The 20,990-nt window shown below is 60.6% G+C and carries 32 protein-coding genes; 31 read left to right on the plus strand and 1 reads right to left on the minus strand.

What is annotated here, in order from left to right:
* Window positions 1-19: 19 nt before the first annotated feature.
* The 10 genes from pilM to tuf all read left to right on the plus strand — a co-directional run bounded on the left by pilM (window position 20) and on the right by tuf (window position 9,522).
* A complete protein-coding gene (pilM, locus tag ACMT3I_RS00065; protein WP_414802409.1) occupies window positions 20-1,069 on the plus strand; it encodes a type IV pilus assembly protein PilM in 1,050 nt (349 codons plus the stop codon).
* On the plus strand, window positions 1,066-1,731 hold the full coding sequence (locus ACMT3I_RS00070; protein WP_414802410.1) for a hypothetical protein: 666 nt from the start codon (window positions 1,066-1,068) through the stop codon (window positions 1,729-1,731). The genes pilM and ACMT3I_RS00070 overlap by 4 nt, the downstream gene beginning before the upstream one ends.
* 2 nt (window positions 1,732-1,733) lie before the next feature.
* On the plus strand, window positions 1,734-2,435 hold the full coding sequence (locus tag ACMT3I_RS00075) for a hypothetical protein (protein WP_414802411.1): 702 nt from the start codon (window positions 1,734-1,736) through the stop codon (window positions 2,433-2,435).
* A gap of 97 nt (window positions 2,436-2,532) precedes the next feature.
* Window positions 2,533-3,525, plus strand: a complete 993-nt coding sequence (locus ACMT3I_RS00080) for a hypothetical protein (RefSeq protein ID WP_414802412.1) — start codon at window positions 2,533-2,535, stop codon at window positions 3,523-3,525.
* Window positions 3,526-3,557: 32 nt separating this feature from the next.
* Window positions 3,558-4,046: a DUF6121 family protein gene (locus ACMT3I_RS00085; protein ID WP_414802413.1), complete on the plus strand. Its 489-nt coding sequence runs from the start codon at window positions 3,558-3,560 to the stop codon at window positions 4,044-4,046.
* Window positions 4,047-4,294: 248 nt separating this feature from the next.
* Window positions 4,295-4,819: a spermidine/putrescine ABC transporter substrate-binding protein gene (locus ACMT3I_RS00090; protein WP_414802414.1), complete on the plus strand. Its 525-nt coding sequence runs from the start codon at window positions 4,295-4,297 to the stop codon at window positions 4,817-4,819.
* Window positions 4,820-5,142: 323 nt separating this feature from the next.
* The gene (rpsL, locus tag ACMT3I_RS00095) at window positions 5,143-5,517 is read left to right on the plus strand and encodes a 30S ribosomal protein S12 (protein ID WP_055811472.1); all 375 of its coding nucleotides are present in this window, start codon (window positions 5,143-5,145) and stop codon (window positions 5,515-5,517) included.
* Window positions 5,517-5,987, plus strand: coding sequence for a 30S ribosomal protein S7 (gene rpsG / locus ACMT3I_RS00100; RefSeq protein ID WP_414802415.1), 471 nt, complete (start codon window positions 5,517-5,519; stop codon window positions 5,985-5,987). The genes rpsL and rpsG overlap by 1 nt, the downstream gene beginning before the upstream one ends.
* Before the next feature lie 96 nt (window positions 5,988-6,083).
* Entirely contained in the window at window positions 6,084-8,198 is a 2,115-nt protein-coding gene (gene fusA / locus ACMT3I_RS00105; protein ID WP_414802416.1) for an elongation factor G, read from the plus strand.
* Window positions 8,199-8,328: 130 nt separating this feature from the next.
* Window positions 8,329-9,522 (plus strand): elongation factor Tu, encoded by a 1,194-nt coding sequence (gene tuf, locus ACMT3I_RS00110; protein ID WP_414802417.1) that lies wholly within the window; start codon window positions 8,329-8,331, stop codon window positions 9,520-9,522.
* Window positions 9,523-9,607: 85 nt separating this feature from the next.
* On the opposite strand, the gene ACMT3I_RS00115 is transcribed toward tuf, so the two are convergent.
* Complete coding sequence (locus ACMT3I_RS00115) at window positions 9,608-10,066, minus strand: OsmC family protein (protein ID WP_414802418.1); 459 nt, start codon at window positions 10,064-10,066, stop codon at window positions 9,608-9,610.
* Window positions 10,067-10,351: 285 nt separating this feature from the next.
* On the opposite strand from ACMT3I_RS00115, the gene ACMT3I_RS00120 reads away from it, so the two are divergent.
* The 21 genes from ACMT3I_RS00120 (at window position 10,352) to rplO (ending at window position 20,953) form a co-directional block, all read left to right on the plus strand.
* Window positions 10,352-10,561 (plus strand): Rv0909 family putative TA system antitoxin, encoded by a 210-nt coding sequence (locus tag ACMT3I_RS00120; RefSeq protein WP_414802419.1) that lies wholly within the window; start codon window positions 10,352-10,354, stop codon window positions 10,559-10,561.
* An 823-nt stretch (window positions 10,562-11,384) separates the two neighbouring features.
* A complete protein-coding gene (gene rpsJ / locus ACMT3I_RS00125; RefSeq protein WP_005050520.1) occupies window positions 11,385-11,693 on the plus strand; it encodes a 30S ribosomal protein S10 in 309 nt (102 codons plus the stop codon).
* Between the two features lie 8 nt (window positions 11,694-11,701).
* The gene (gene rplC / locus ACMT3I_RS00130) at window positions 11,702-12,361 is read left to right on the plus strand and encodes a 50S ribosomal protein L3 (protein WP_414802420.1); all 660 of its coding nucleotides are present in this window, start codon (window positions 11,702-11,704) and stop codon (window positions 12,359-12,361) included.
* A gap of 3 nt (window positions 12,362-12,364) precedes the next feature.
* Window positions 12,365-13,015 (plus strand): 50S ribosomal protein L4, encoded by a 651-nt coding sequence (rplD, locus tag ACMT3I_RS00135; protein ID WP_414802421.1) that lies wholly within the window; start codon window positions 12,365-12,367, stop codon window positions 13,013-13,015.
* Window positions 13,015-13,317, plus strand: a complete 303-nt coding sequence (gene rplW, locus ACMT3I_RS00140) for a 50S ribosomal protein L23 (protein WP_414802422.1) — start codon at window positions 13,015-13,017, stop codon at window positions 13,315-13,317. Before rplD ends, rplW begins: the two co-directional genes overlap by 1 nt.
* A gap of 24 nt (window positions 13,318-13,341) precedes the next feature.
* The gene (gene rplB / locus ACMT3I_RS00145; RefSeq protein WP_414802423.1) at window positions 13,342-14,181 is read left to right on the plus strand and encodes a 50S ribosomal protein L2; all 840 of its coding nucleotides are present in this window, start codon (window positions 13,342-13,344) and stop codon (window positions 14,179-14,181) included.
* 9 nt (window positions 14,182-14,190) lie between these two features.
* A complete protein-coding gene (rpsS, locus tag ACMT3I_RS00150) occupies window positions 14,191-14,472 on the plus strand; it encodes a 30S ribosomal protein S19 (RefSeq protein WP_414802424.1) in 282 nt (93 codons plus the stop codon).
* A gap of 25 nt (window positions 14,473-14,497) precedes the next feature.
* Complete coding sequence (gene rplV, locus ACMT3I_RS00155; RefSeq protein WP_414802425.1) at window positions 14,498-14,863, plus strand: 50S ribosomal protein L22; 366 nt, start codon at window positions 14,498-14,500, stop codon at window positions 14,861-14,863.
* The gene (rpsC, locus tag ACMT3I_RS00160) at window positions 14,863-15,624 is read left to right on the plus strand and encodes a 30S ribosomal protein S3 (RefSeq protein WP_414802426.1); all 762 of its coding nucleotides are present in this window, start codon (window positions 14,863-14,865) and stop codon (window positions 15,622-15,624) included. Before rplV ends, rpsC begins: the two co-directional genes overlap by 1 nt.
* 2 nt (window positions 15,625-15,626) lie before the next feature.
* Window positions 15,627-16,046: a 50S ribosomal protein L16 gene (gene rplP, locus ACMT3I_RS00165; RefSeq protein WP_414802427.1), complete on the plus strand. Its 420-nt coding sequence runs from the start codon at window positions 15,627-15,629 to the stop codon at window positions 16,044-16,046.
* Window positions 16,046-16,372 carry a 50S ribosomal protein L29 gene (rpmC, locus tag ACMT3I_RS00170; protein WP_414802428.1) on the plus strand — a complete coding sequence of 109 codons (327 nt, stop codon included), beginning with the start codon at window positions 16,046-16,048 and terminating at the stop codon, window positions 16,370-16,372. The genes rplP and rpmC overlap by 1 nt, the downstream gene beginning before the upstream one ends.
* Before the next feature lie 2 nt (window positions 16,373-16,374).
* The gene (gene rpsQ, locus ACMT3I_RS00175; RefSeq protein WP_414802429.1) at window positions 16,375-16,668 is read left to right on the plus strand and encodes a 30S ribosomal protein S17; all 294 of its coding nucleotides are present in this window, start codon (window positions 16,375-16,377) and stop codon (window positions 16,666-16,668) included.
* Window positions 16,669-16,702: 34 nt separating this feature from the next.
* Complete coding sequence (gene rplN, locus ACMT3I_RS00180; RefSeq protein ID WP_414802430.1) at window positions 16,703-17,071, plus strand: 50S ribosomal protein L14; 369 nt, start codon at window positions 16,703-16,705, stop codon at window positions 17,069-17,071.
* Between the two features lie 3 nt (window positions 17,072-17,074).
* Window positions 17,075-17,434, plus strand: a complete 360-nt coding sequence (gene rplX, locus ACMT3I_RS00185) for a 50S ribosomal protein L24 (protein WP_414802431.1) — start codon at window positions 17,075-17,077, stop codon at window positions 17,432-17,434.
* Window positions 17,434-18,021: a 50S ribosomal protein L5 gene (gene rplE, locus ACMT3I_RS00190; RefSeq protein ID WP_414802432.1), complete on the plus strand. Its 588-nt coding sequence runs from the start codon at window positions 17,434-17,436 to the stop codon at window positions 18,019-18,021. The genes rplX and rplE overlap by 1 nt, the downstream gene beginning before the upstream one ends.
* A 104-nt stretch (window positions 18,022-18,125) precedes the next feature.
* Entirely contained in the window at window positions 18,126-18,524 is a 399-nt protein-coding gene (gene rpsH, locus ACMT3I_RS00195; RefSeq protein ID WP_414802433.1) for a 30S ribosomal protein S8, read from the plus strand.
* Between the two features lie 6 nt (window positions 18,525-18,530).
* The gene (rplF, locus tag ACMT3I_RS00200) at window positions 18,531-19,067 is read left to right on the plus strand and encodes a 50S ribosomal protein L6 (RefSeq protein WP_414802434.1); all 537 of its coding nucleotides are present in this window, start codon (window positions 18,531-18,533) and stop codon (window positions 19,065-19,067) included.
* A gap of 2 nt (window positions 19,068-19,069) precedes the next feature.
* The gene (gene rplR / locus ACMT3I_RS00205; protein ID WP_414802435.1) at window positions 19,070-19,441 is read left to right on the plus strand and encodes a 50S ribosomal protein L18; all 372 of its coding nucleotides are present in this window, start codon (window positions 19,070-19,072) and stop codon (window positions 19,439-19,441) included.
* Between the two features lie 32 nt (window positions 19,442-19,473).
* Window positions 19,474-20,142 (plus strand): 30S ribosomal protein S5, encoded by a 669-nt coding sequence (rpsE, locus tag ACMT3I_RS00210; RefSeq protein WP_414802436.1) that lies wholly within the window; start codon window positions 19,474-19,476, stop codon window positions 20,140-20,142.
* Window positions 20,142-20,324 carry a 50S ribosomal protein L30 gene (gene rpmD / locus ACMT3I_RS00215; protein ID WP_066597599.1) on the plus strand — a complete coding sequence of 61 codons (183 nt, stop codon included), beginning with the start codon at window positions 20,142-20,144 and terminating at the stop codon, window positions 20,322-20,324. The genes rpsE and rpmD overlap by 1 nt, the downstream gene beginning before the upstream one ends.
* Entirely contained in the window at window positions 20,324-20,953 is a 630-nt protein-coding gene (gene rplO / locus ACMT3I_RS00220) for a 50S ribosomal protein L15 (RefSeq protein WP_414802437.1), read from the plus strand. Before rpmD ends, rplO begins: the two co-directional genes overlap by 1 nt.
* Window positions 20,954-20,990: the final 37 nt, after the last annotated feature.

Here is a 20,990-nt window from a genome sequence, read left to right on the forward strand (position 1 = left end):
GTAACAAGAGGAGTAACCAATGGCATCGAGTGTCGTAGGTATTGACATCGGCAGCCTCGCCCTGCGCGCTGTCGAAGTCGTCGACCCCGCCAAGGCGAAGCCGACGGTAGCGCGCTACTACGAGGTTCCGCTGCCTGAGGGCGCGGTGAGTCGTGGTGAAGTCATGGAGCCGAATACCGTGGCCGGCGCACTCAAAGAACTCTGGTCAAAGGGCGGCTTCAAGAGCAAGGATGTCGTGCTCGGCGTCGGCAACCAGCGCGTGCTGGCCCGTGACCTCACCGTTCCGAAAACCACGCTCAAGCAGATCCGTGAGTCGCTGCCGTTCGAGGTGCAGGAGATGCTGCCGGTGCCCGTCGCCGACGCTCTGCTCGACTTCTACCCGATTTCTGAGGGTATGGGGGAGCACGGCCCAACAGTGAGCGGACTGCTCATCGCGGCGGTTAAGGAAGCCGTACTCGGCAATGTGAAGGCCACCCAGCTCGCCGGCCTCACCACGGTCGACGTCGATCTGATTCCCTTCGCCCTCAGCCGTGTGCTCATCTCGCGCCCACGCGTTGCCGGCGTCGTCGCACTCGTCGACATCGGAGCCAACAACACAAGTGTCGTCATCGCGAAGGACGGCGTGCCGCAGTTCGTGCGCATCATTCCCACCGGGGGTGACGACCTTACCCAGGCGCTTCGCAACGGCCTCGACGTGGATGGCGCGCAGGCCGAACACATCAAGCGCACGCTCGGTCTCGCCACGCAGGTCTCTTCGCTTGAGGAGAAGCAGGCAATCGAGATCATCTACCAGGTGTCAAGTGAGCAGCTCTCGAGCCTGCGCAACACCATCAACTACTTCAGCAATACGCGACCAGGCGACACGGTAAGCCAGATCGTACTCAGCGGCGGCGGAGCGATGCTTCCCGGACTGCCCGCAGCACTGGCTGAGATGACCAGGGTGAGCGTCGTGGCCGGGGATCCGTTCTCCACCGTCGATGTCGCACGATCAATCGATGCCGAACACCTTCGTCGAAACGCACCAGCGCTCACCGTTGCGCTCGGCCTGGCCCTGGGGAGTGCAGCATGAGCCGCCTGAAAAAGTCCGACTCGTTGGTTATCGGTGGAGAACCGCGCGTTGACCTGCTTCCGCCCGAGGTACGAAGCGAGCGCAAGGCAAAGGTTGTGCGTCGCCGCCTTGGCGTCGGCGTCATCGGGGTTGTCGTGCTCGTTGTCGCCGCGAGTGGTGGTGCGACAGTGATGTCGATCCAGTCGCAACTCGCCCTCGATAGCGAACAAACGCGCACGACACAACTGCTCCAGGAGCAGGGCAAGTACATGGAAGTGCGCAACGTGCAGCAGCAGGTCTCGCTGGTACAGGCTGCACAGCAAGTCGGTGTCTCGACTGAGATCAATTGGAAGACATACCTCGAGGCCGTGCAAGCGATTCTTCCGGCCACAGTCGTGATTGACGCTGTTGACGTTGAGTCGGCCTCTCCGATGGCAATTTATGCGCAGTCAACAGGTCCGCTACAGGGCGCGCGCGTTGCAACGGTTAAGTTCACTGCCCGGAGTGCAGTGCTTCCCGATGTGCCGACCTGGCTCACCGCCCTCAAGACCCTGCCAGGGTACGCGGATGCGTTGCCCGGTTCCGTCAGCCTCGACGCCAGCACGAATACCTACACAGTTGACATCACGATGCACGTCAACGATGCCGCGTTCTCCAAGCGCTTCGTGACCGAGGGGAACTAATCATGGACAAGAACAGAATGTGGGTCATCGGCTCGGTACTCGCCATGGTCGCCGTGCTCCTGCTCGGCTGGGTGGCGGGCATCCAGCCTCAGCTGACTTCCGCGGCGGCAGCCGATGAAGAGCGTTCCACCGTCGAGCAGACGAACATCATCCAGGCTGCTGCGCTGGCCAAACTGAAGGAAGATTTCGCGGGAATCGACGCACTCAAGGCCTCGCTTGAGCCGCTTGCTGCATCCGTTCCCTCCGGAACAGAAGCGCCGGCGTTCGTCAGCCAGATCGACGCGCTGGCCGTGGCGCACGGTGTCGCGCTGTTGGGCCTCACCATGGCCGATCCAGTGGCATACACGCCAGTGGATCCGCCCGCCGCTGTCGAGGCTGACGGAACGGATGCGGCAGCCACAGAAACCTCGGCCGAGGTCGTTCCGGCGCCGGAGGCCGCAGTTGCCGGGGCTCCACCGGTGACGAACTCTCAGATCACGGCCACAAACTTCGCGTCACTCGCCGTAAGCATCGATGTCTCTGGCAGCTACACAAACGTGCTGAACTTCGTCAGCGCCTTGCAGTCTGGCACCCGGCTATTAATGGTTACCGGTCTAAAGACAGCGGCTGTCCCCGACGCACCCGGTGAGGTCACCGCGACGATTTCCGGTTTTATCTACTCCCTTGTTTCCGCAGAAACCGCCACGGAGGTCGGCGCCGGATAGGTGTGAGAGTTCCCAGCGAGGTTCCGCGGGTCGTGAGGGTCGGATTGCTAAGGTTGCTCCTGAAAGCTACGGCTGACCGGTCAACAAGGAGCACAGCATGAGCGACACCACACCACACGACGAGAAGCCCACACCGTCAACGGATGCTGGAGCCCAGGCTCCCGAGAGCCCCCAGGCCGAGCAGGCCGACTACGTCCAGACCCCGCCTGGCTACAGCCAGATCGACTACAGCGCAGCCAACGACACGCAGTCCATCGATCCAATCGACCCCAACGCCGAGTACCCGGCGCCCGTGGCCGCCGAGACTGTCAAGCGCGAAACCTATGTACCGGCATCCACCGTTACTGAGGCCACAGCCATCGATGGGGCCGCAACGCTCGCCGACGCTCCGGTGGTCTCGAGCGCTCCTGCAGCAGCAGAGGCACCGGTCGTAGCTGACACGCTGATCGTCGCTCCCGAATATTCGAACGCCGCGGCGGCGACCACAAACCCGGCCTTCGCCCCGGCAGCCGCCTCAATCGCGACCCCGATTTACGTACAGGCGCCCACGCCGCCGAAAGACAAAGGAAACCGCGCAGGCGGCATCCTCATCGCCCTCCTGGCCACTGTCGCGTTCGTCGTGATCTACGCGATCGCTGTCTTCGTCATCGCGGCAATCACCAGCTTCACTGCCGAGCAGGCCACCGACACGTTCGCGGCATTCATCGTGCTCCCGGTGTTCTACATCCCGATCATTTTCTTCTTCCTCGCTTTCAGCGCTCTCATCGCGATCGTCAATCGCGGTGGCTGGTGGGCATACGTACTGTTCGGATTCCTCGTGGGCGTCGTTGTCTACTTTTCCTACATCGGGGGAGCCCTGCTCACGGTTTCAGCCTGGAACCTCACGCCGACAGAGGCCACCCAGTTCCTCAGTACCCAGTGGCTGAACCCCGGTGCTATCGCGGCAGCCATCATCGCTCGCGAGATTCCGATTTGGTTCGGAGCCTGGATCGCCAACCGTGGCCGCAAGGTAACCGCCCGCAACGTCGAGGCGCGCCGCGACTACGACCGCCAGCTCGCCGAGGGCCCTCAGCTCACACGCCCCGCGTAGCCGGAGCCTTAATCCACCGCAACAGTCACACCATGCGCGATTACCAGAAGTACGCGGTCATCGTGGCGCTCTTCGCCACGATGCTCTACTTTGCGCTCATCGTGGCAGCGTTTGGCATGATCAGCCTCTTCACCAATACCGACGTTGTCACCGAAGCGGATGCCGGCCCTCTCGTCGGCCCCTTCATGGTCGGCGCATCCGCTGTCGTCGTGCTGCTCTTCATGGCAGTGATCGGCATGCGTACCAGCCCAGAGAAGCAACACGTCGCGGTGGCGGGCTCACTACTCTGTGGTCTCATCGCGCTGGTGGCGTTCGTTGTCACGGGCGGACTCATCTACGGAGTGGGGATCGGCGAGGCAGTGGAGATCGTGCTCTTCGCCGGAGCCCGTCTCGGCAGCCCGTTCTCGTGGAGCGTCGGCATTATCGCTGCAGCGGTCACCCTGCTCTATTCGATCATCCTGGCGTCGCGCGTGGGTAAGAACGGTAGACCGCTCTGGCCCTGGGAGCGTCGCGGAGAATAGCCGAATCTTCGCGGGTCTCACCGCGTTCACGGCTCAGGGGGATAACCTTTGATGTCATGGACGGGTCGATCCAATCGCGTGTCAACCATGAGGTTGATAACTGGTTGCGTTGGCTTCCTCGCTGGCGGCCCGGCACACACCGTAGTCGCCCGCGTTTGTGTCGCCAGTGCTTCGGCTCGCCGATCATCGCGGCCGCAGGTCTGGCAACAGATGTTCCGCACGCGGTTCAGCACGCCCTGGCGATGCGCATGAAGCTGGTGATCGACGCCGCTGTCGACGAGTACACCGACAAGAACCTCCCGCTGCTGCGCCGAGAGATGCGGATGGCCGACGAACGCAAGGCTCAGGAGTCGTACCGACCAACCGAGGGCCTCGACCCGGAATACAAGGGCCTTGAGCTCGACCCTCCCGCGGCGCCTGGCGCTCCCTACCTCTTCACCTTCGACGAACTGGCGCGATCTGTCGGCCCGGGTACTGGTCCTGGTGCCAATGGCGATCCTGACGGGAGCCCCGCCGATGATGACGTGAGCGAGGCTCCCGTGCCGGCCTCGCCACCCCCGCTCAGTGCTGAGGAGAAGGCAGCGATCAGGGTGGAGTTGAAGCTTGCGGACGACTACGCAAACCAGGTGGGAAAACTGATTTGCGCCGAGCTGCTCACCTACCAACCGAGCATCGTCGAAGCGGTCGCAACCTACGTCGAACCGCAGGTGCAGGCACTGCTTGCCGACCTCGAAAGCACCCTTGATTCTCCGCTCTGGCCGAGAGGCGCTTAACCAAGCTGAAAGGGGCCTCCACGGGGCCTGGTTTCAGTTGACTGCGGTACCACCGGCAGGTTAGTATTTTCCGGTGTGCGCTTTGTCGTGCGCTTGAGTTCTGCCTTCAAATGTTATACATCCGAAGGCATCGAGGGTTCATGACGCCACACATGCAGGGTTTGCTCTCCGAGCAGCCCCCACGGCATACCCACCAATACATGCAGAATCCGTTCTGTAATGGTTGGCGGGTCCAGATGAACTCGAGCGGCTTGGCAACAAGTGCAGTTCGAATGCTAACCATCACCACGCTGTCACCGTGCAGCAATAACAAGGAGTAATTAGTGCCAACCATTCAGCAGTTGGTTCGGAAGGGCCGCAGCCCCAAGGTCACAAAGACCAAGGCTCCCGCCCTGAAGTCCAACCCGCAGCAGCGCGGCGTATGCACCCGTGTGTACACCACCACGCCGAAGAAGCCGAACTCGGCTCTCCGCAAGGTCGCCCGCGTCAAGCTGTCGAACGGTACAGAGGTCACCGCCTACATTCCAGGCGAAGGCCACAACCTGCAGGAGCACTCGATGGTGCTCGTCCGCGGCGGTCGTGTTAAGGACCTCCCGGGTGTTCGCTACAAGATCGTTCGTGGCGCACTGGACACCCAGGCAGTCAAGAACCGCAAGCAGGCTCGTAGCCGCTACGGCGCGAAGATGGAGAAGAAGTAATGCCTCGCAAAGGACCAGCTCCCAAGCGCCCCGTAGTCGCTGACCCGGTTTACGGCGCTCCCATCGTTAGCCAGCTCGTCAACAAGATCCTTCTTGATGGCAAGAAGGGCCTTGCAGAGCGCATCGTTTACGATGCACTCGAAGGCGTTTCAGCCAAGAACGGTGCTGATGCAGTTGTCACGCTGAAGAAGGCTCTCGACAACGTTCGCCCGACCCTCGAGGTGCGTTCGCGCCGCGTCGGTGGATCGACCTACCAGGTTCCGGTTGAAGTCAAGCCGCACCGCGCAAACACTCTGGCACTCCGCTGGTTGACCAGCTACGCCAAGGCGCGTCGCGAGAAGACCATGACCGAGCGCCTCACCAACGAGATTCTCGATGCATCCAACGGCCTTGGTGCCGCTGTAAAGCGTCGCGAAGACACGCACAAGATGGCCGAGTCGAACAAGGCCTTCGCGCACTACCGCTGGTAGCGCGTTGGAGCGTGATCGGCGGATGCTCAGCTTCCGCCGGTTACGCTCCTTGAGCCTGTTCGACCACACCACAATCAAAACTTCCGGAGGACACCTGTGGCACTTGACGTGCTCACCGACCTGAGCAAGGTCCGCAACATCGGCATCATGGCCCACATTGATGCCGGCAAGACCACCACTACTGAGCGCATCCTGTTCTACACGGGTGTGAACCACAAGATCGGTGAGACGCACGACGGCGCCTCGACGATGGACTGGATGGCGCAGGAGCAGGAACGTGGCATCACGATCACTTCTGCTGCGACGACCTGTTTCTGGAACAACCACCAGATCAACATCATCGACACGCCCGGCCACGTTGACTTCACCGTTGAGGTGGAGCGTTCGCTCCGCGTTCTCGACGGTGCTGTTGCCGTGTTCGACGGCAAGGAGGGCGTTGAGCCCCAGTCCGAGACCGTCTGGCGTCAGGCTGACAAGTACGACGTACCGCGCATTTGCTTCGTCAACAAGATGGACAAGCTCGGTGCTGACTTCTACTACACCGTCGACACCATCATCAACCGCCTCGGCGCCAAGCCGCTGGTCATCCAGCTGCCGATCGGCTTCGAGTCCGGCTTCGAGGGCGTAGTTGACCTCGTTGAGATGCGTGCACTGACCTGGCGTGGAGACTCCAAGGGTGACGTCGAGATGGGCGCCAAGTACGCCATCGAAGAGATCCCTGCCGACCTCGTTGAGAAGGCTGCGGAATACCGCACGCTCCTCCTCGAGACCGTTGCAGAGACCGACGACGCACTCATGGAGAAGTACTTCGGCGGCGAAGAACTCACCGTTGCTGAGATCAAGGGCGCGATCCGCAAGCTCACCGTCAACAGCGAGATCTACCCGGTTCTCTGTGGTTCAGCCTTCAAGAACCGCGGCGTTCAGCCGATGCTCGATGCAGTTGTCGACTACCTCCCGACGCCGCTTGACGTTCCCGCCATTGAGGCGCACGACGCTCGCGACGAAGAGAAGGTCGTCATGCTGCACCCGAACGCAGACGAGCCGTTCGCTGCTCTCGCGTTCAAGGTTGCTGTTCACCCGTTCTTCGGTCGCCTGACCTACGTTCGCGTGTACTCCGGCCGTATCGAGAGTGGTGCCCAGATCATCAACTCGACCAAGGGCAAGAAGGAGCGCATCGGGAAGATCTTCCAGATGCACGCCAACAAGGAAAACCCTGTGGACTTCGTGACCGCAGGTCACATCTACGCTGTGATCGGCCTCAAGGACACCACAACCGGTGACACCCTGTGCGACCCGAACCAGCAGGTTGTCCTCGAGTCGATGACGTTCCCTGAGCCCGTCATCGAGGTCGCCATCGAGCCGAAGACCAAGCAGGACCAGGAAAAGCTGGGCCTCGCTATTCAGAAGCTTGCTGAAGAAGACCCCACTTTCCGTACCGAGCAGAACCAGGAAACTGGTCAGACGGTTATCAAGGGAATGGGTGAACTTCACCTCGACATCCTCGTCGACCGCATGAAGCGTGAGTTCAACGTCGAAGCAAACGTGGGCAAGCCCCAGGTTGCGTACCGCGAGACGATCAAGAAGACCGTCGAGCGCCACGACTTCACTCACAAGAAGCAGACCGGTGGTTCAGGTCAGTTCGCAAAGATCCAGATTGCCATCGAGCCGATGGAAATCACTGCGGACAAGTCGTACGAGTTCGTCAACAAGGTCACTGGTGGTCGCATTCCGCGGGAGTACATCCCCTCGGTTGATGCGGGTATCCAGGATGCTCTGCAGGTCGGTGTACTTGCGGGCTACCCAATGGTCGGCGTTCGGGCAAGCCTGCTCGACGGCGCCGCACACGACGTCGACTCCTCGGAGATGGCGTTCAAGATTGCTGGATCGATGGGCTTCAAGGAAGCCGCTCGTAAGGCAAACCCGGTTCTGCTCGAGCCGTTGATGGCTGTTGAGGTTCGTACGCCCATGGAGTACATGGGTGACGTAATCGGCGACCTCAACTCGCGTCGTGGTCAGATCCAGGACATGGAGGACGCAAGCGGTGTGAAGGTTATTCGTGCCTTCGTTCCCCTCTCGGAAATGTTCGGATACATCGGTGACCTGCGGTCGAAGACCTCTGGTCGCGCCGTCTACTCGATGACTTTCCAGAGCTACGCTGAGGTCCCGAAGGCTGTTGCCGACGAGATCATTCAGAAGAACAAGGGCGAATAGCCCCCTGGGTCTTCGGACCCAAATCGCTTAGGCCATCCTGGCCCGAGTAACATGAATACACATATCCAGCTGGTTCACCGTTTGCAATCTTGCAGGCGGTGGATCACTCGAGTCCTGAGGAGGACCCACAGTGGCCAAGGCCAAGTTCGAGCGGACTAAGCCGCACGTAAACATCGGAACAATCGGTCACGTTGACCACGGAAAGACCACGCTGACGGCAGCGATCTCGAAGGTCCTGGCCGACACGTACCCGTCCGCTACCAACGTGCAGCGCGACTTTGCGTCGATTGACTCCGCTCCCGAAGAGCGCCAGCGCGGTATTACCATCAACATCTCACACGTCGAGTACGAGACGCCTAAGCGTCACTACGCTCACGTTGATGCTCCTGGTCACGCTGACTACATCAAGAACATGATCACCGGTGCTGCACAGATGGACGGCGCGATCCTCGTGGTTGCCGCTACTGACGGCCCGATGGCTCAGACCCGTGAGCACGTTCTGCTCGCGAAGCAGGTCGGCGTGCCGTCCCTGCTCGTTGCACTGAACAAGTCCGACATGGTTGACGACGAAGAGATCCTTGAGCTCGTTGAGCTCGAGGTTCGCGAACTCCTCTCCAGCCAGGGCTTCGATGGCGACAACGCTCCTGTTGTTCAGGTTTCAGGCCTCAAGGCACTTGAGGGCGACCCCAAGTGGACCCAGAGCATCCTGGACCTCATGACTGCAGTTGACGAGTTCATCCCGGACCCGATCCGCGACAAGGACAAGCCGTTCTTGATGCCGATCGAGGACGTCTTCACGATCACCGGTCGTGGAACCGTCGTTACGGGCCGCGCCGAGCGTGGAACCCTTGCTATCAACTCTGAGGTCGAAATCGTTGGCATCCGCCCGACGCAGAAGACCACGGTTACTGGTATCGAGATGTTCCACAAGCAGCTCGACGAGGCTTGGGCCGGCGAGAACTGTGGTCTGCTTCTTCGTGGCATCAAGCGCGAAGACGTAGAGCGCGGCCAGGTTGTCGTCAAGCCGGGTTCGGTTACGCCGCACACCGACTTCGAGGGCACCGCGTACATCCTGTCAAAGGAAGAGGGCGGTCGTCACAACCCGTTCTACGCGAACTACCGTCCGCAGTTCTACTTCCGCACCACCGACGTCACCGGCGTCATCACGCTGCCTGAGGGCACCGAGATGGTTATGCCTGGCGACACCACCGACATGACCGTCGCGCTGATCCAGCCGATCGCCATGGAAGATGGACTCGGCTTCGCTATTCGTGAAGGTGGCCGCACCGTCGGCGCCGGAACGGTGACGAAGATCATCAAGTAGTTCCCTTCAAAAGGGGGTCTGGCTTCGGCCGGGCCCCCTTTTGTGTACCCGCTGCAGGTCCCGTATCTGCGTCGGCTCCTCGCGACTAGTGGGGGAGCGGGATGCCGTTGACGCTCTTCTCGAGGTCGATGCTGCCTGTGACGCTTCTGGCGACAGTGCAACTGCGGTCGATGGAGGCGCGGATGACGGAGAGCAGCTTGGTGATCTCATCCTCGGTGAGCGAATCAAGGTTCAGCAGGATCTCCTCGTCGACCTCCTTGTAGCGATTCTCTGCCGGGTCAGACTGGCCGTGCGCCCAGATGGTGGTCTCGTAGTCGTCGCCAAGTCGCCGTGCGATGGTGTGGTCTGAGCTCATACCTGCACAGCCGGCGAGGGCGAGTTTCAACAGTTCGCCCGGTGTGAAGTGGCCGGGGGCATCCGCTGGCCCAATGAGTACGACGTCGCCGCGCTCGTTGCTGCCCTCGTACGTTCGGGTGCCGGTCCGGCGGGCAGAGACGCTGCCTGGGCCGATGCGAGTGCTCTGGGGAAGAGAAGAATCAGTCATTCTTCCATTCTGACGCGCAGAGCGGTCCGCTGGCGATCAGGTTGTCTGCGACAAGATCGCGGTGCTGCCAAAGAAGCTCCTGCGTGGCGCGCCGGCTCTACAACTTTGGGCGACCCGTGGGCCGTCGACGATACGCATCTGCTCCCCGTCGCCGGTTCGGACTTGGCGGTTCCCGCTGAGCATAGCGCCCGTTGCTCGTCGCCTCATGGCATTCATTGCCAACTCAGCACGCCCGACTTATCGTGGAGAGAGACTGCAGGGCGCAGCCGCAGAATGGAGAAGATCGTGGGACTAGACGACGTCACCAAGAAGGCGCAAGATCTGCTGAATGACAACAAGGTCAAGGATGCGCTCAAGAGCGAAAAGGCAGAAGATGTCAGCGACAAGCTGCTCGACAGCGTCGCTGGCGCGGCCAATAAAGTCACCGGCGGCAAGTTTGAGGAGCAGATCAACGAGGCGAAGGACAAAGCCGACAAGGCAGTCGGCAATGAATAGCTCACTGTTCTACTGACAGAGTCGGGGTCGTGCGCTGCGCGGCCCCGTGTCTCTGTGCATCTCGTCCCGATGCTGCCTTGCTTCAGGGAAGAAGGGCAGGTCAGAGGATAAGAAATGTAATGGGAGCGAAGGCGGAATTCGCCACACAGTCACTGCCTTAGCTCGGGGGACTCGAGCGTTGCGCTGAGCCGACAGCTCGCCCGGTTGTTTGAGCTGGCGCTGCTGTACACACGCAACGGCAATGGGACGGCGCGCCGCGAGTAGAGTCAGGATGTCCCAAAAAGGCATCGAATCCGACCCGAATCCGACCCGAATCCGACCCGCAGTTGAGCCGAATTCGGCCCGAAAAACATTGCTGAGCATGGCTCAATTCAGGGGTGATTCGGAGGTGAATTTGCATTGCGGCCACCCCGCGAGATCCGCAGGATGACGCGGAAGTTTCGACACGCCGAACGCGACACGCCCGGGTTGCATACTGCCCTCACATGTGGCAGACTCGTCTAGTTCAACATTTCCGTCCTGCGCTGCGCGCAGAGGTGGAATCACTGCCAGTCAGTGCGTAGCCGCTTCTTCTGAAGTTCGGGCTAGGCCGCGGGGAGAAGAACATAGCTCAAACCAACTGCGCGGAAGAAGTGGGTAAAACCATGTCTTCCCCCGGGTTTCGACCAGGGAACGGGCATTGGCCGGCCGCCGGGAGCAATCGTGGCAGCCGAAATTGACAGAAGAATAGTGGTGCGACAGCAGTAGTACTACGACGGCGTCCAATGCCATCCCCGACACATTCGGGGGAGGTAAGAAGCCTTGACAAGAAAGAGAGTCCGACATGGCGGGACAAAAGATCCGCATTCGACTTAAGTCATATGACCACGAGGTCATTGACACCTCGGCACGCAAGATCGTCGACACTGTAACCCGCGCGGGTGCAACTGTCGTCGGCCCGGTGCCGCTTCCCACTGAGAAGAACGTGGTGTGTGTCATCCGTTCACCTCACAAGTACAAGGACAGCCGGGAGCACTTTGAGATGCGCACCCACAAGAGGCTGATCGACATCATCGACCCGACGCCCAAGGCTGTCGACTCGCTTATGCGACTCGACCTGCCGGCCGACGTCAACATCGAGATCAAGCTCTAAGGGAACCCATGTCTTACTCCGATACCAAGACCACCAAGGGTCTGCTCGGCAAGAAGCTCGGCATGACCCAGGTTTGGGACGAGAACAACAAGCTCGTTCCAGTAACTGTCATCGAGATCACGCCGAACGTCGTGACCCAGATTCGCACCACTGAAAAAGACGGCTACGCCGGCGTTCAGATTGCGGCTGGCGCCATCGACCCCCGCAAGGTCAACAAGCCGGCTTCCGGCCACTTCGACAAGGCAGGCGTTACGCCTCGCCGCCACCTCACCGAACTCCGCACTGCGGATGCCGCTGACTACGCCCTGGGCCAGGAACTCACCGTTGACGGTGTGTTCGAAGCCGGTACCAAGGTCGATGTCATGGGCACCAGCAAGGGCAAGGGTTTCGCCGGTGTCATGAAGCGTCACAACTTCAAGGGTGTCTCTGCCTCACACGGTTCACACCGTAACCACCGTAAGCCCGGTTCAATCGGTGCTTCCTCGACCCCGAGCCGTGTCTTCAAGGGCATGCGCATGGCTGGTCGTATGGGTGGAGAGCGCGTGACCGTGCTGAACCTCAAGGTTCACGCAGTCGACGCTGAGAAGGGCCTCCTGCTGGTCAAGGGTGCCGTTCCCGGTGCCAAGGGCCGCCTCGTATTCGTCCGCAACGCAGTGAAGGGAGCGTAGTCCATGGCTACCGCACTCGACATCGTCGACGCCAAGGGCAAGAAGGCTGGCTCCGTTGAGCTTCCTGCTGAGCTCTTCGACGTTCAGACCAACATCCCGCTGATCCACCAGGTTGTTGTCGCGCAGCTCGCTGCCGCACGCCAGGGAACGCACTCGACCAAGAGTCGTGGCGAAGTTTCCGGTGCAGGTCGCAAGCCGTTCAAGCAGAAGGGAACTGGTCGCGCTCGTCAGGGCTCGATCCGCGCCCCTCAGATGACCGGTGGTGGCATCGTGCACGGCCCGACGCCGCGCAGCTACGACCAGCGCACCCCCAAGAAGATGATTGCTGCAGCTCTCACGGGCTCGCTGTCAGACCGCGCACGCGGTGGACGCCTTCACATCGTTGAGGCACTCTTCACGGGTGAGACCCCCAGCACGAAGGTTGCTCTCGAACTGCTGAACAGCATTGCCTCGAGCAAGCACGTTCTGGTCGTTCTTGAGCGCACCGACGAGCTGACCTTGCGCAGCATTCGTAACGTTCCGACGGTTCACGTTCTTTCGTGGGACCAGCTGAACGCCTACGACGTGCTCGTCAGCGACGACATCGTCTTCACCAAGGGTGCCTTCGAGGCGTTCGTGGCGAGCAAGACCAAGAAGGAAGAGGTGTCCGCATAATGGCTACCGCTATCAACAAGGATCCCCGCGACATCATCATCGCTCCGGTCGTCTCTGAGAAGAGCTATGGCCTGATCGACGAAGGCAAGTACACCTTCATTGTTGACCCTCGCTCGAACAAGACTGAGATCAAGCTCGCTATCGAGAAGATCTTCAAGGTCGAGGTTGCTTCGATCAACACGCTCAACCGTGTTGGCAAGACGCGTCGCACCAAGTTCGGCATGGGCAAGCGCAAGGACACCAAGCGCGCCATTGTCACGCTGAAGTCCGGTTCCATCGACATCTTCACGGCCGTCGGCTAACGGCACGGGTTAGAGGAATAAGAAATGGCTATTCGTAAGTACAAGCCCACGACCCCCGGTCGTCGCGGTTCTTCTGTTGCAGACTTTGCAGAGATCACCCGTTCGACGCCCGAGAAGTCGCTGCTTCGTCCCCTGTCCAAGACCGGTGGTCGTAACAACCAGGGTCGCATCACGACGCGTCACATCGGTGGTGGCCACAAGCGCCAGTACCGCGTGATCGACTTCAAGCGCAACGACAAAGATGGCGTCAACGCCAAGGTCGCTCACATCGAGTACGACCCGAACCGTACGGCACGCATCGCGTTGCTGCACTTCGTTGACGGCAGCAAGCGCTACATCATCGCTCCGAACAAGCTGAACCAGGGCGACATCGTTGAGTCGGGCGCCGGCGCGGACATCAAGCCAGGTAACAACCTGCCCTTGAAGAACATCCCCACCGGTACCATCATTCACGCGATCGAGCTCAAGCCAGGCGGAGGAGCCAAGATGGCTCGTTCAGCCGGTGCTTCGGTTCGTCTCGTCGCAAAGGATGGCCCCTACGCCCAGCTGCGTCTGCCCTCCGGTGAAATCCGCAACGTTGATGCGCGCTGCCGCGCGACCATCGGCGAGGTCGGCAACGCCGAGCAGTCGAACATCAACTGGGGTAAGGCCGGCCGCATGCGCTGGAAGGGCGTTCGCCCGACCGTCCGTGGTGTTGCTATGAACCCTGTCGACCACCCGCACGGTGGTGGTGAGGGTAAGACCTCTGGTGGACGTCACCCTGTCTCCCCGTGGGGCCAGAAGGAAGGGCGCACCCGCCACATCAACAAGGAAAGCGACAAGCTCATCGTTCGTCGCCGTACCGTCGGCAAGAAGCGTAAGTAGGAGTAGACGATGCCACGCAGTCTCAAGAAAGGCCCATTCGTTGACGACCACCTGCTTCGCAAGGTTGTCACGGCGAATGAAGCCGCAAGCAAGAACGTCATCAAGACTTGGTCACGCCGGTCGATGATCATCCCAGCAATGTTGGGCCACACCATCGCGGTGCACGACGGTCGCAAGCACATCCCGGTGTTCGTCACCGAGTCAATGGTTGGGCACAAGCTCGGCGAGTTTGCACCCACCCGCACCTTCCGTGGACACGTGAAGGACGACAAGAAGGGCCGTCGCCGCTAACGCGGTGGCGAAAGGAGGAGAAGAAATGGTGGAGTCGATCGCACGTGTGCGTCACATCCGCGTTACCCCCCAGAAGGCTCGTCGCGTTGTCAACCTGATCCGCGGCAAGCAGGCACAGGAAGCTTTGGCAATCCTGAAGTTCGCACCGCAGGGCGCGAGCGAGCCGGTGTACAAGCTGGTTGCTTCGGCCATCGCAAATGCGCGGGTCAAGGCAGACGCCTCGAACACCTTCCTGGACGAGCAGGACCTGTACATCTCGCAGGCATTCGTTGATGAGGGCACGACCCTCAAGCGTTTCCAGCCGCGTGCACAGGGCCGCGCATTCCAGATTCTGAAGCGCACCAGCCACATCACTGTTGTGCTCGCCACTCCTGAGGAGGGTACGAAGTAATGGGTCAGAAAGTAAATCCCTATGGCTTCCGTCTGGGAATCACCACCGACCACGTGTCGCGTTGGTTCTCCGACAGCACGAAGCCGGGTCAGCGTTACAGCGACTTTGTTGCTGAAGACGTCAAGATCCGTCGTCTGCTGAGCACGAGCCTTGACCGTGCGGGAGTTTCCCGTATCGAGATCGAGCGCACCCGCGACCGCGTTCGCGTTGACATCCACACGGCTCGCCCGGGTATTGTCATCGGACGCCGCGGTGCAGAGGCCGAGCGCATCCGCGCCGACCTTGAAAAGCTCACCGCTAAGCAGATCCAGCTGAACATCCTCGAGGTCAAGAACCCCGAGGCTGACGCTCAGCTCGTCGCACAGGGCATCGCCGAGCAGCTCTCCGCACGTGTGGCTTTCCGCCGCGCAATGCGTAAGGGTATGCAGGGTGCACAGCGCGCCGGCGCCAAGGGTGTTCGCATCCAGGTTTCCGGCCGTCTTGGTGGCGCTGAAATGAGCCGTTCCGAGTTCTACCGCGAAGGCCGTGTGCCGCTGCACACGCTCCGCGCGAACATCGACTACGGCTTCTACGAAGCGAAGACCACCTTCGGCCGCATCGGCGTGAAGGTCTGGATCTACAAGGGCGACATCACAAACAAGGAACTCGCTCGCGAGCAGGCGAACGCAAAGTCGTCGCGCCCCGAGCGCCGTGACGACCGTCCCCGTCGTGCACCTCGTGCAGAGGCGCCGGCAGCGGTTGCAGCAGGAGTTGAGGCATAACCATGTTGATTCCACGCAAGGTCAAGCACCGTAAGCAGCACCACCCCGGCCGTAGCGGCCATGCAACCGGTGGCACCAAGGTGTCGTTCGGCGAATATGGCATCCAGGCAATCACGCCCGCCTACGTGACGAACCGTCAGATCGAGTCCGCTCGTATCGCGATGACCCGTCACATCAAGCGTGGCGGAAAGGTGTGGATCAACATCTACCCTGACCGTCCGCTGACCAAGAAGCCTGCTGAAACCCGCATGGGTTCCGGTAAGGGTTCGGTTGAATGGTGGGTTGCGAACGTCAAGCCGGGTCGCGTTCTCTTCGAGCTCAGCGGTGTTTCTGACACCGTCGCTCGTGAGGCACTGACCCGTGCTATTCACAAGCTGCCCCTTAAGGCACGCATCATCAAGCGCGAGGAGGGCGACGCATAATGGCGATCGGATCCAAGGAGCTCGCCTCGCACGAGCTCGACACTTTTGAAAACGAACGACTCTTCGATGAGCTGAAGAAGGCTAAGGAAGAGCTGTTCAACCTGCGCTTCCAGTCGGCAACCGGCCAGCTGGAGAGCCACGGACGCCTGCGCGCTGTCAAGCGCGACATCGCTCGCATCTACACGGTTCTCCGTGAGCGCGAGCTGGGTATTCGTGCGACTCCCGTTGCAGCTCCGGCTGTAGCCAAGGACGAGAAGAAGACCAAGAAGGCCAAGACCGCAGTCGTCGAAGACGCTGCAGTTGAGACCGAGACGAAGGAGGCCTAGCCATGGCGAAGTCTGACGAAAAGGTCGTCGCTGCCGAGGCTCTCGTGCGCGGTTACCGCAAGACGCTGCGTGGTTACGTGACCAGCGACAAGATGGATAAGACCATCGTTGTCGAGGTCGAAGACCGCGTGAAGCACCCGTTGTACGGCAAGGTCATCCGCCGTACGTCCAAGCTGAAGGCTCACGACGAGGCGAACTCCGCCGGAATCGGCGACCTGGTCCTGATCAGTGAGACCCGTCCGCTGAGCGCCTCAAAGCGCTGGCGCCTGGTCGAGATTCTCGAGAAGGCCAAGTAAGCCTCGCGGCTTGCTTGAAAGAAGGAGTTAGAAAGTGCTTCAGCAAGAATCACGGCTCAAGGTTGCCGACAACACGGGTGCCAAGGAACTGTTGACCATCCGCGTTCTCGGTGGCTCAGGCCGTCGCTACGCAGGACTCGGCGACACGATCGTTGCCACCGTCAAAGACGCGATCCCTGGCGGAAACGTCAAGAAGGGTGACGTCGTCAAGGCTGTCATCGTTCGCGTCAAAAAGCAGACCCGTCGTCCAGACGGTTCGTACATCAAGTTCGATGAGAACGCCGCAGTGATCTTGAAGAATGACGGTGACCCCCGCGGTACCCGCATCTTCGGACCGGTCGGTCGCGAGCTTCGCGACAAGAAGTTCATGAAGATCATCTCGTTGGCTCCGGAGGTTATCTAAGTCATGGCCAGAATCAAGAAGGGTGACCTCGTAGAGGTCATCACCGGTCGCAGCCAGGCTCGCGGCGGAGACCGTGGCAAGCAGGGTCGTGTCCTCGAGGTACAGGTTGAAAAGAACCGCGTCCTCGTAGAGGGCATCAACTTTGTCACCAAGCACGTCCGCGTTGGTCAGACCCAGCGTGGAACGAAGACTGGTGGCATCGAGACCCAGGAAGCCGCGATCCACATCTCCAACGTCGCGATCGTTGACCCGGAGACCAAGAAGCCGACCAAGGTCGGCGTTCGCACAGAGGAAGTAACGAAGGACGGCGTCACCAAGACTGTCCGTATCCGTTACGCCAAGAAGTCAGGTAAGGACCTGTAATGACTGACACCGCAGTTGCAGCTGGCAAAATCCAGCCGCGTCTCAAGCAGAAGTACAGCGACGAGATCTCCGCACAGCTCACGAAGGACCTCGGCTTCACCAACGTGCACCAGGTGCCGAACTTGGTGAAGATCGTCGTCAACATGGGCGTCGGAGAGGCTGCTCGCGACGGCAAGATCATTGACGGCGCCGTTGCAGACCTCACCAAGATCACCGGCCAGAAGCCGCAGATCAACAAGGCACGCAAGTCCATCGCGCAGTTCAAACTGCGTGAGGGCCAGCCCATTGGCGCGCACGTCACACTTCGTGGCGACCGCATGTGGGAGTTCCTTGACCGCCTGCTCAGCCTGGCACTGCCCCGCATCCGCGACTTCCGCGGCCTGTCGGACAAGCAGTTCGATGGCGCTGGAAACTACACGTTCGGTCTGACCGAGCAGGTTATGTTCCACGAAATCGACCAGGACCGCATCGACCGCGTTCGCGGAATGGACATCACCATCGTGACGTCCGCCAAGAACAACGAAGAAGGCCGCGCCCTGCTCAAGGCGCTCGGCTTCCCCTTCAAGTCGAACGACGCTCAGGTCTAATAAGCTGTACCACCGGGGCTGGACAATCGTCCAGCCCCACCACCACCACAGGTCGTCATCCGTGTAACGGATGCACGAAACCAGGCGAGAAAGGCAACACAAAAATGACAATGACAGATCCGGTCGCAGACATGCTGACCAGACTGCGCAACGCTAACTCGGCGTACCACGAGACAGTGTCTATGCCGCACAGCAAGCTCAAGTCCCACATCGCGGACATCCTGAAGGCTCAGGGTTACATTTCGGCTTGGGAAGTGACCGACGCAAAGGTCGGCCAGACCCTGACGCTGACCCTGAAGTTCGGCCCGAACCGCGAACGTTCAATCGTTGGTATCAAGCGCGTATCGAAGCCTGGTCTCCGCGTTTACGCAAAGTCGACTGAGATCCCCACGGTTCTCGGCGGCCTCGGCGTTGCTATCCTGTCCACCTCCAGCGGTCTGCTCACCGACCGTCAGGCAGAGAAGAAGGGCGTAGGCGGAGAAGTTCTCGCCTACGTGTGGTAGCCAACAATGTCGCGTATTGGAAGACTCCCCATTGAGATCCCTGCCGGGGTCACAGTAACGGCTGACGACCAGCTCGTCACCGTCAAGGGCCCGAAGGGTGAGCTGTCGCTCACCGTTTCGCGTCCGATCGAGGTCAAGATCGAGGATGCCCAGGTTCTGGTCACCCGTCCGGACGACGAGCGCGCTTCGCGTTCGCTCCACGGCCTGACCCGCACCCTGATCGCAAACCAGATCATCGGTGTGACCCAGGGCTACAGCAAGGGCCTCGAAATCGTTGGTACTGGTTATCGCGTAGCCCAGAAGGGTAACTCTGTTGAGTTCGCCCTCGGCTTCTCGCACCCGGTCCTCATCGACCCGCCTGCAGGAATCGTCCTGACCGTTGATGGCAACACCAAGCTCACGGTCAGCGGTATCGACAAGCAGGCTGTCGGCGAGGTAGCCGCCAACATCCGTAAGATTCGTAAGCCTGAGCCCTACAAGGGCAAGGGTGTGCGTTACGCCGGCGAGATTGTTCGCCGCAAGGCCGGAAAGAGTGGTAAGTAACCATGGGTCTCGGAACTAGAGGTAAGAGCAAGTCGGCTGCCCGCACACGCAGGCACACACGTCTTCGCAAGAAGATCGAGGGCACCGCGGTTCGTCCGCGCCTGGTCGTTAACCGTTCGGCCCGACACGTATTCGTGCAGGTCGTCGATGACAGCAAGGGCATCACCCTCGCATCAGCATCCACGCTTGAAGCAGACATGCGCACCTTCGATGGTGACAAGACTGCCAAGGCGCACAAGGTCGGCGAGCTTGTTGCAGAGCGCGCCAAGGCTGCTGGTATCGAAGCAGTTGTATTTGACCGTGGTGGAAGCAAGTACGCGGGTCGCGTCGCTGCTATCGCCGAGGGAGCTCGAGAGGGTGGATTGAACCTGTGAGCACTACTGAACCTACTAACAAGGAGCCTGAGGTGGCTGTAGAGGCACCCGTGGAGACCGCTGCGTCAACCGCTCCCGCACAGAACGAGCCTCGTGAGGCTCGTCGCGGAGGCCGTGAGCGTAACCCGAACCGCGATCGCGGAAGCCGCGACGCGGAGAAGAGCCAGTTCCTCGAGCGCGTTGTCACCATCAACCGCGTGTCAAAGGTCGTCAAGGGTGGTCGTCGCTTCAGCTTCACCGCTCTCGTCGTCGTTGGCGATGGAAACGGCCTGGTTGGCGTTGGATACGGTAAGGCCCGCGAGGTCCCGACCGCTATCTCCAAGGGCGTCGAGGAAGCGAAGAAGAACTTCTTCCGCGTTCCCCGCGTTGGTCTGACCATCCCGCACCCCGTCCAGGGTGAGGCTGCTGCAGGCGTCGTTCTGCTTCGTCCGGCAGCTGCCGGTACCGGTGTTATCGCCGGTGGTCCGGTTCGCGCCGTACTCGAGTGTGCAGGCATCCACGACGTCCTGAGCAAGTCGCTCGGTTCTTCGAACACCATCAACATCGTGCACGCAACGGTTGAGGCCCTGCACCAGCTCGAGGAGCCGCGCGCAGTGGCTGCTCGTCGTGGCCTTGCCTATGAAGACGTGGCTCCGGCCCGTTTCCTTCGTGCAGACGCCGATGCAGCAGCAGCTGCAGCAACTGCAAAGGCAGGTGCCTAATGGCCCAGCTGAAGATCACGCAGATCAAGTCCAAAATTAGTGAGAAGCAGAACCAGCGCGACACGCTTCGCAGCCTGGGCCTGCGTCGTATTGGCGCCGTCACGATCCGCGAGGACAACTCGCAGAACCGTGGCTACGTCAACACCGTTGCTCACCTGGTGAAGGTCGAGGAGATTGACTAATGGCTGACGAGAAGGAAGCTGTCAAGAAGACAGCTGACAAGCCCGCCACTGAAGTAAAGGCAGCTAAGAAGGCTGCAGCTCCCAAGGCTGCCGCTGAGAAGGCTCCTGCCAAGGCTGCAGCTGCAAAGGCTCCGGCCAAGGCTGCTGCTCCCAAGAAGGCTGCCGCACAGGCTGAGCCGACTGAGACCCGCGAGCACGTGCTGAAGGTACACCACCTTCGCCCGGCCCCCGGAGCGAAGAAGGCTAAGCAGCGCGTCGGTCGTGGTGAGGGATCCAAGGGTAAGACCGCGGGTCGCGGTACCAAGGGAACCAAGGCACGCTACACGGTCCGTATCGGCTTTGAGGGTGGGCAGATGCCTCTGCACATGCGCACCCCGAAGCTGCGCGGATTCAAGAACCCGTTCCGCGTTGAGTACCAGGTTGTAAACCTGGAGAAGCTCGGCGAGCTGTACCCGAAGGGTGGCGACGTAACCGTTGCTGACCTGGTTGCTAAGGGTGCTGTCCGGAACAACGAGAAGGTCAAGGTTCTCGGTAACGGTGACATTACGGTTAAGCTGAACGTTGCAGTCGACAAGGTCTCCAGCTCAGCTGAGCAGAAGATCGTCGCCGCAGGTGGCTCAATCAAGTAAGTCCTAGACGCTGGTCGAGCTTGTCGAGGCCACCTAT

The sequence above is a fragment of the Leifsonia sp. A12D58 genome, assembly GCF_047530025.1.
GTDB lineage: Bacteria > Actinomycetota > Actinomycetes > Actinomycetales > Microbacteriaceae > Cryobacterium.

Bases quoted from the DNA above. Each gene is read 5' to 3' on its own strand.
- pilM (WP_414802409.1), top strand. From the start codon at position 20: ATGGCATCGAGTGTCGTAGGTATTGACATCGGCAGCCTCGCCCTGCGC.
- ACMT3I_RS00070 (WP_414802410.1), top strand. From the start codon at position 1,066: ATGAGCCGCCTGAAAAAGTCCGACTCGTTGGTTATCGGTGGAGAACCG.
- ACMT3I_RS00075 (WP_414802411.1), top strand. From the start codon at position 1,734: ATGGACAAGAACAGAATGTGGGTCATCGGCTCGGTACTCGCCATGGTC.
- ACMT3I_RS00080 (WP_414802412.1), top strand. From the start codon at position 2,533: ATGAGCGACACCACACCACACGACGAGAAGCCCACACCGTCAACGGAT.
- ACMT3I_RS00085 (WP_414802413.1), top strand. From the start codon at position 3,558: ATGCGCGATTACCAGAAGTACGCGGTCATCGTGGCGCTCTTCGCCACG.
- ACMT3I_RS00090 (WP_414802414.1), top strand. From the start codon at position 4,295: ATGAAGCTGGTGATCGACGCCGCTGTCGACGAGTACACCGACAAGAAC.
- rpsG (WP_414802415.1), top strand. From the start codon at position 5,517: ATGCCTCGCAAAGGACCAGCTCCCAAGCGCCCCGTAGTCGCTGACCCG.
- ACMT3I_RS00115 (WP_414802418.1), bottom strand. From the start codon at position 10,066: ATGACTGATTCTTCTCTTCCCCAGAGCACTCGCATCGGCCCAGGCAGC.
- rpsJ (WP_005050520.1), top strand. From the start codon at position 11,385: ATGGCGGGACAAAAGATCCGCATTCGACTTAAGTCATATGACCACGAG.
- rplC (WP_414802420.1), top strand. From the start codon at position 11,702: ATGTCTTACTCCGATACCAAGACCACCAAGGGTCTGCTCGGCAAGAAG.
- rplD (WP_414802421.1), top strand. From the start codon at position 12,365: ATGGCTACCGCACTCGACATCGTCGACGCCAAGGGCAAGAAGGCTGGC.
- rplW (WP_414802422.1), top strand. From the start codon at position 13,015: ATGGCTACCGCTATCAACAAGGATCCCCGCGACATCATCATCGCTCCG.
- rplB (WP_414802423.1), top strand. From the start codon at position 13,342: ATGGCTATTCGTAAGTACAAGCCCACGACCCCCGGTCGTCGCGGTTCT.
- rpsS (WP_414802424.1), top strand. From the start codon at position 14,191: ATGCCACGCAGTCTCAAGAAAGGCCCATTCGTTGACGACCACCTGCTT.
- rplV (WP_414802425.1), top strand. From the start codon at position 14,498: ATGGTGGAGTCGATCGCACGTGTGCGTCACATCCGCGTTACCCCCCAG.
- rpsC (WP_414802426.1), top strand. From the start codon at position 14,863: ATGGGTCAGAAAGTAAATCCCTATGGCTTCCGTCTGGGAATCACCACC.
- rplP (WP_414802427.1), top strand. From the start codon at position 15,627: ATGTTGATTCCACGCAAGGTCAAGCACCGTAAGCAGCACCACCCCGGC.
- rpmC (WP_414802428.1), top strand. From the start codon at position 16,046: ATGGCGATCGGATCCAAGGAGCTCGCCTCGCACGAGCTCGACACTTTT.
- rpsQ (WP_414802429.1), top strand. From the start codon at position 16,375: ATGGCGAAGTCTGACGAAAAGGTCGTCGCTGCCGAGGCTCTCGTGCGC.
- rplX (WP_414802431.1), top strand. From the start codon at position 17,075: ATGGCCAGAATCAAGAAGGGTGACCTCGTAGAGGTCATCACCGGTCGC.
- rplE (WP_414802432.1), top strand. From the start codon at position 17,434: ATGACTGACACCGCAGTTGCAGCTGGCAAAATCCAGCCGCGTCTCAAG.
- rpsH (WP_414802433.1), top strand. From the start codon at position 18,126: ATGACAATGACAGATCCGGTCGCAGACATGCTGACCAGACTGCGCAAC.
- rplF (WP_414802434.1), top strand. From the start codon at position 18,531: ATGTCGCGTATTGGAAGACTCCCCATTGAGATCCCTGCCGGGGTCACA.
- rplR (WP_414802435.1), top strand. From the start codon at position 19,070: ATGGGTCTCGGAACTAGAGGTAAGAGCAAGTCGGCTGCCCGCACACGC.
- rpmD (WP_066597599.1), top strand. From the start codon at position 20,142: ATGGCCCAGCTGAAGATCACGCAGATCAAGTCCAAAATTAGTGAGAAG.
- rplO (WP_414802437.1), top strand. From the start codon at position 20,324: ATGGCTGACGAGAAGGAAGCTGTCAAGAAGACAGCTGACAAGCCCGCC.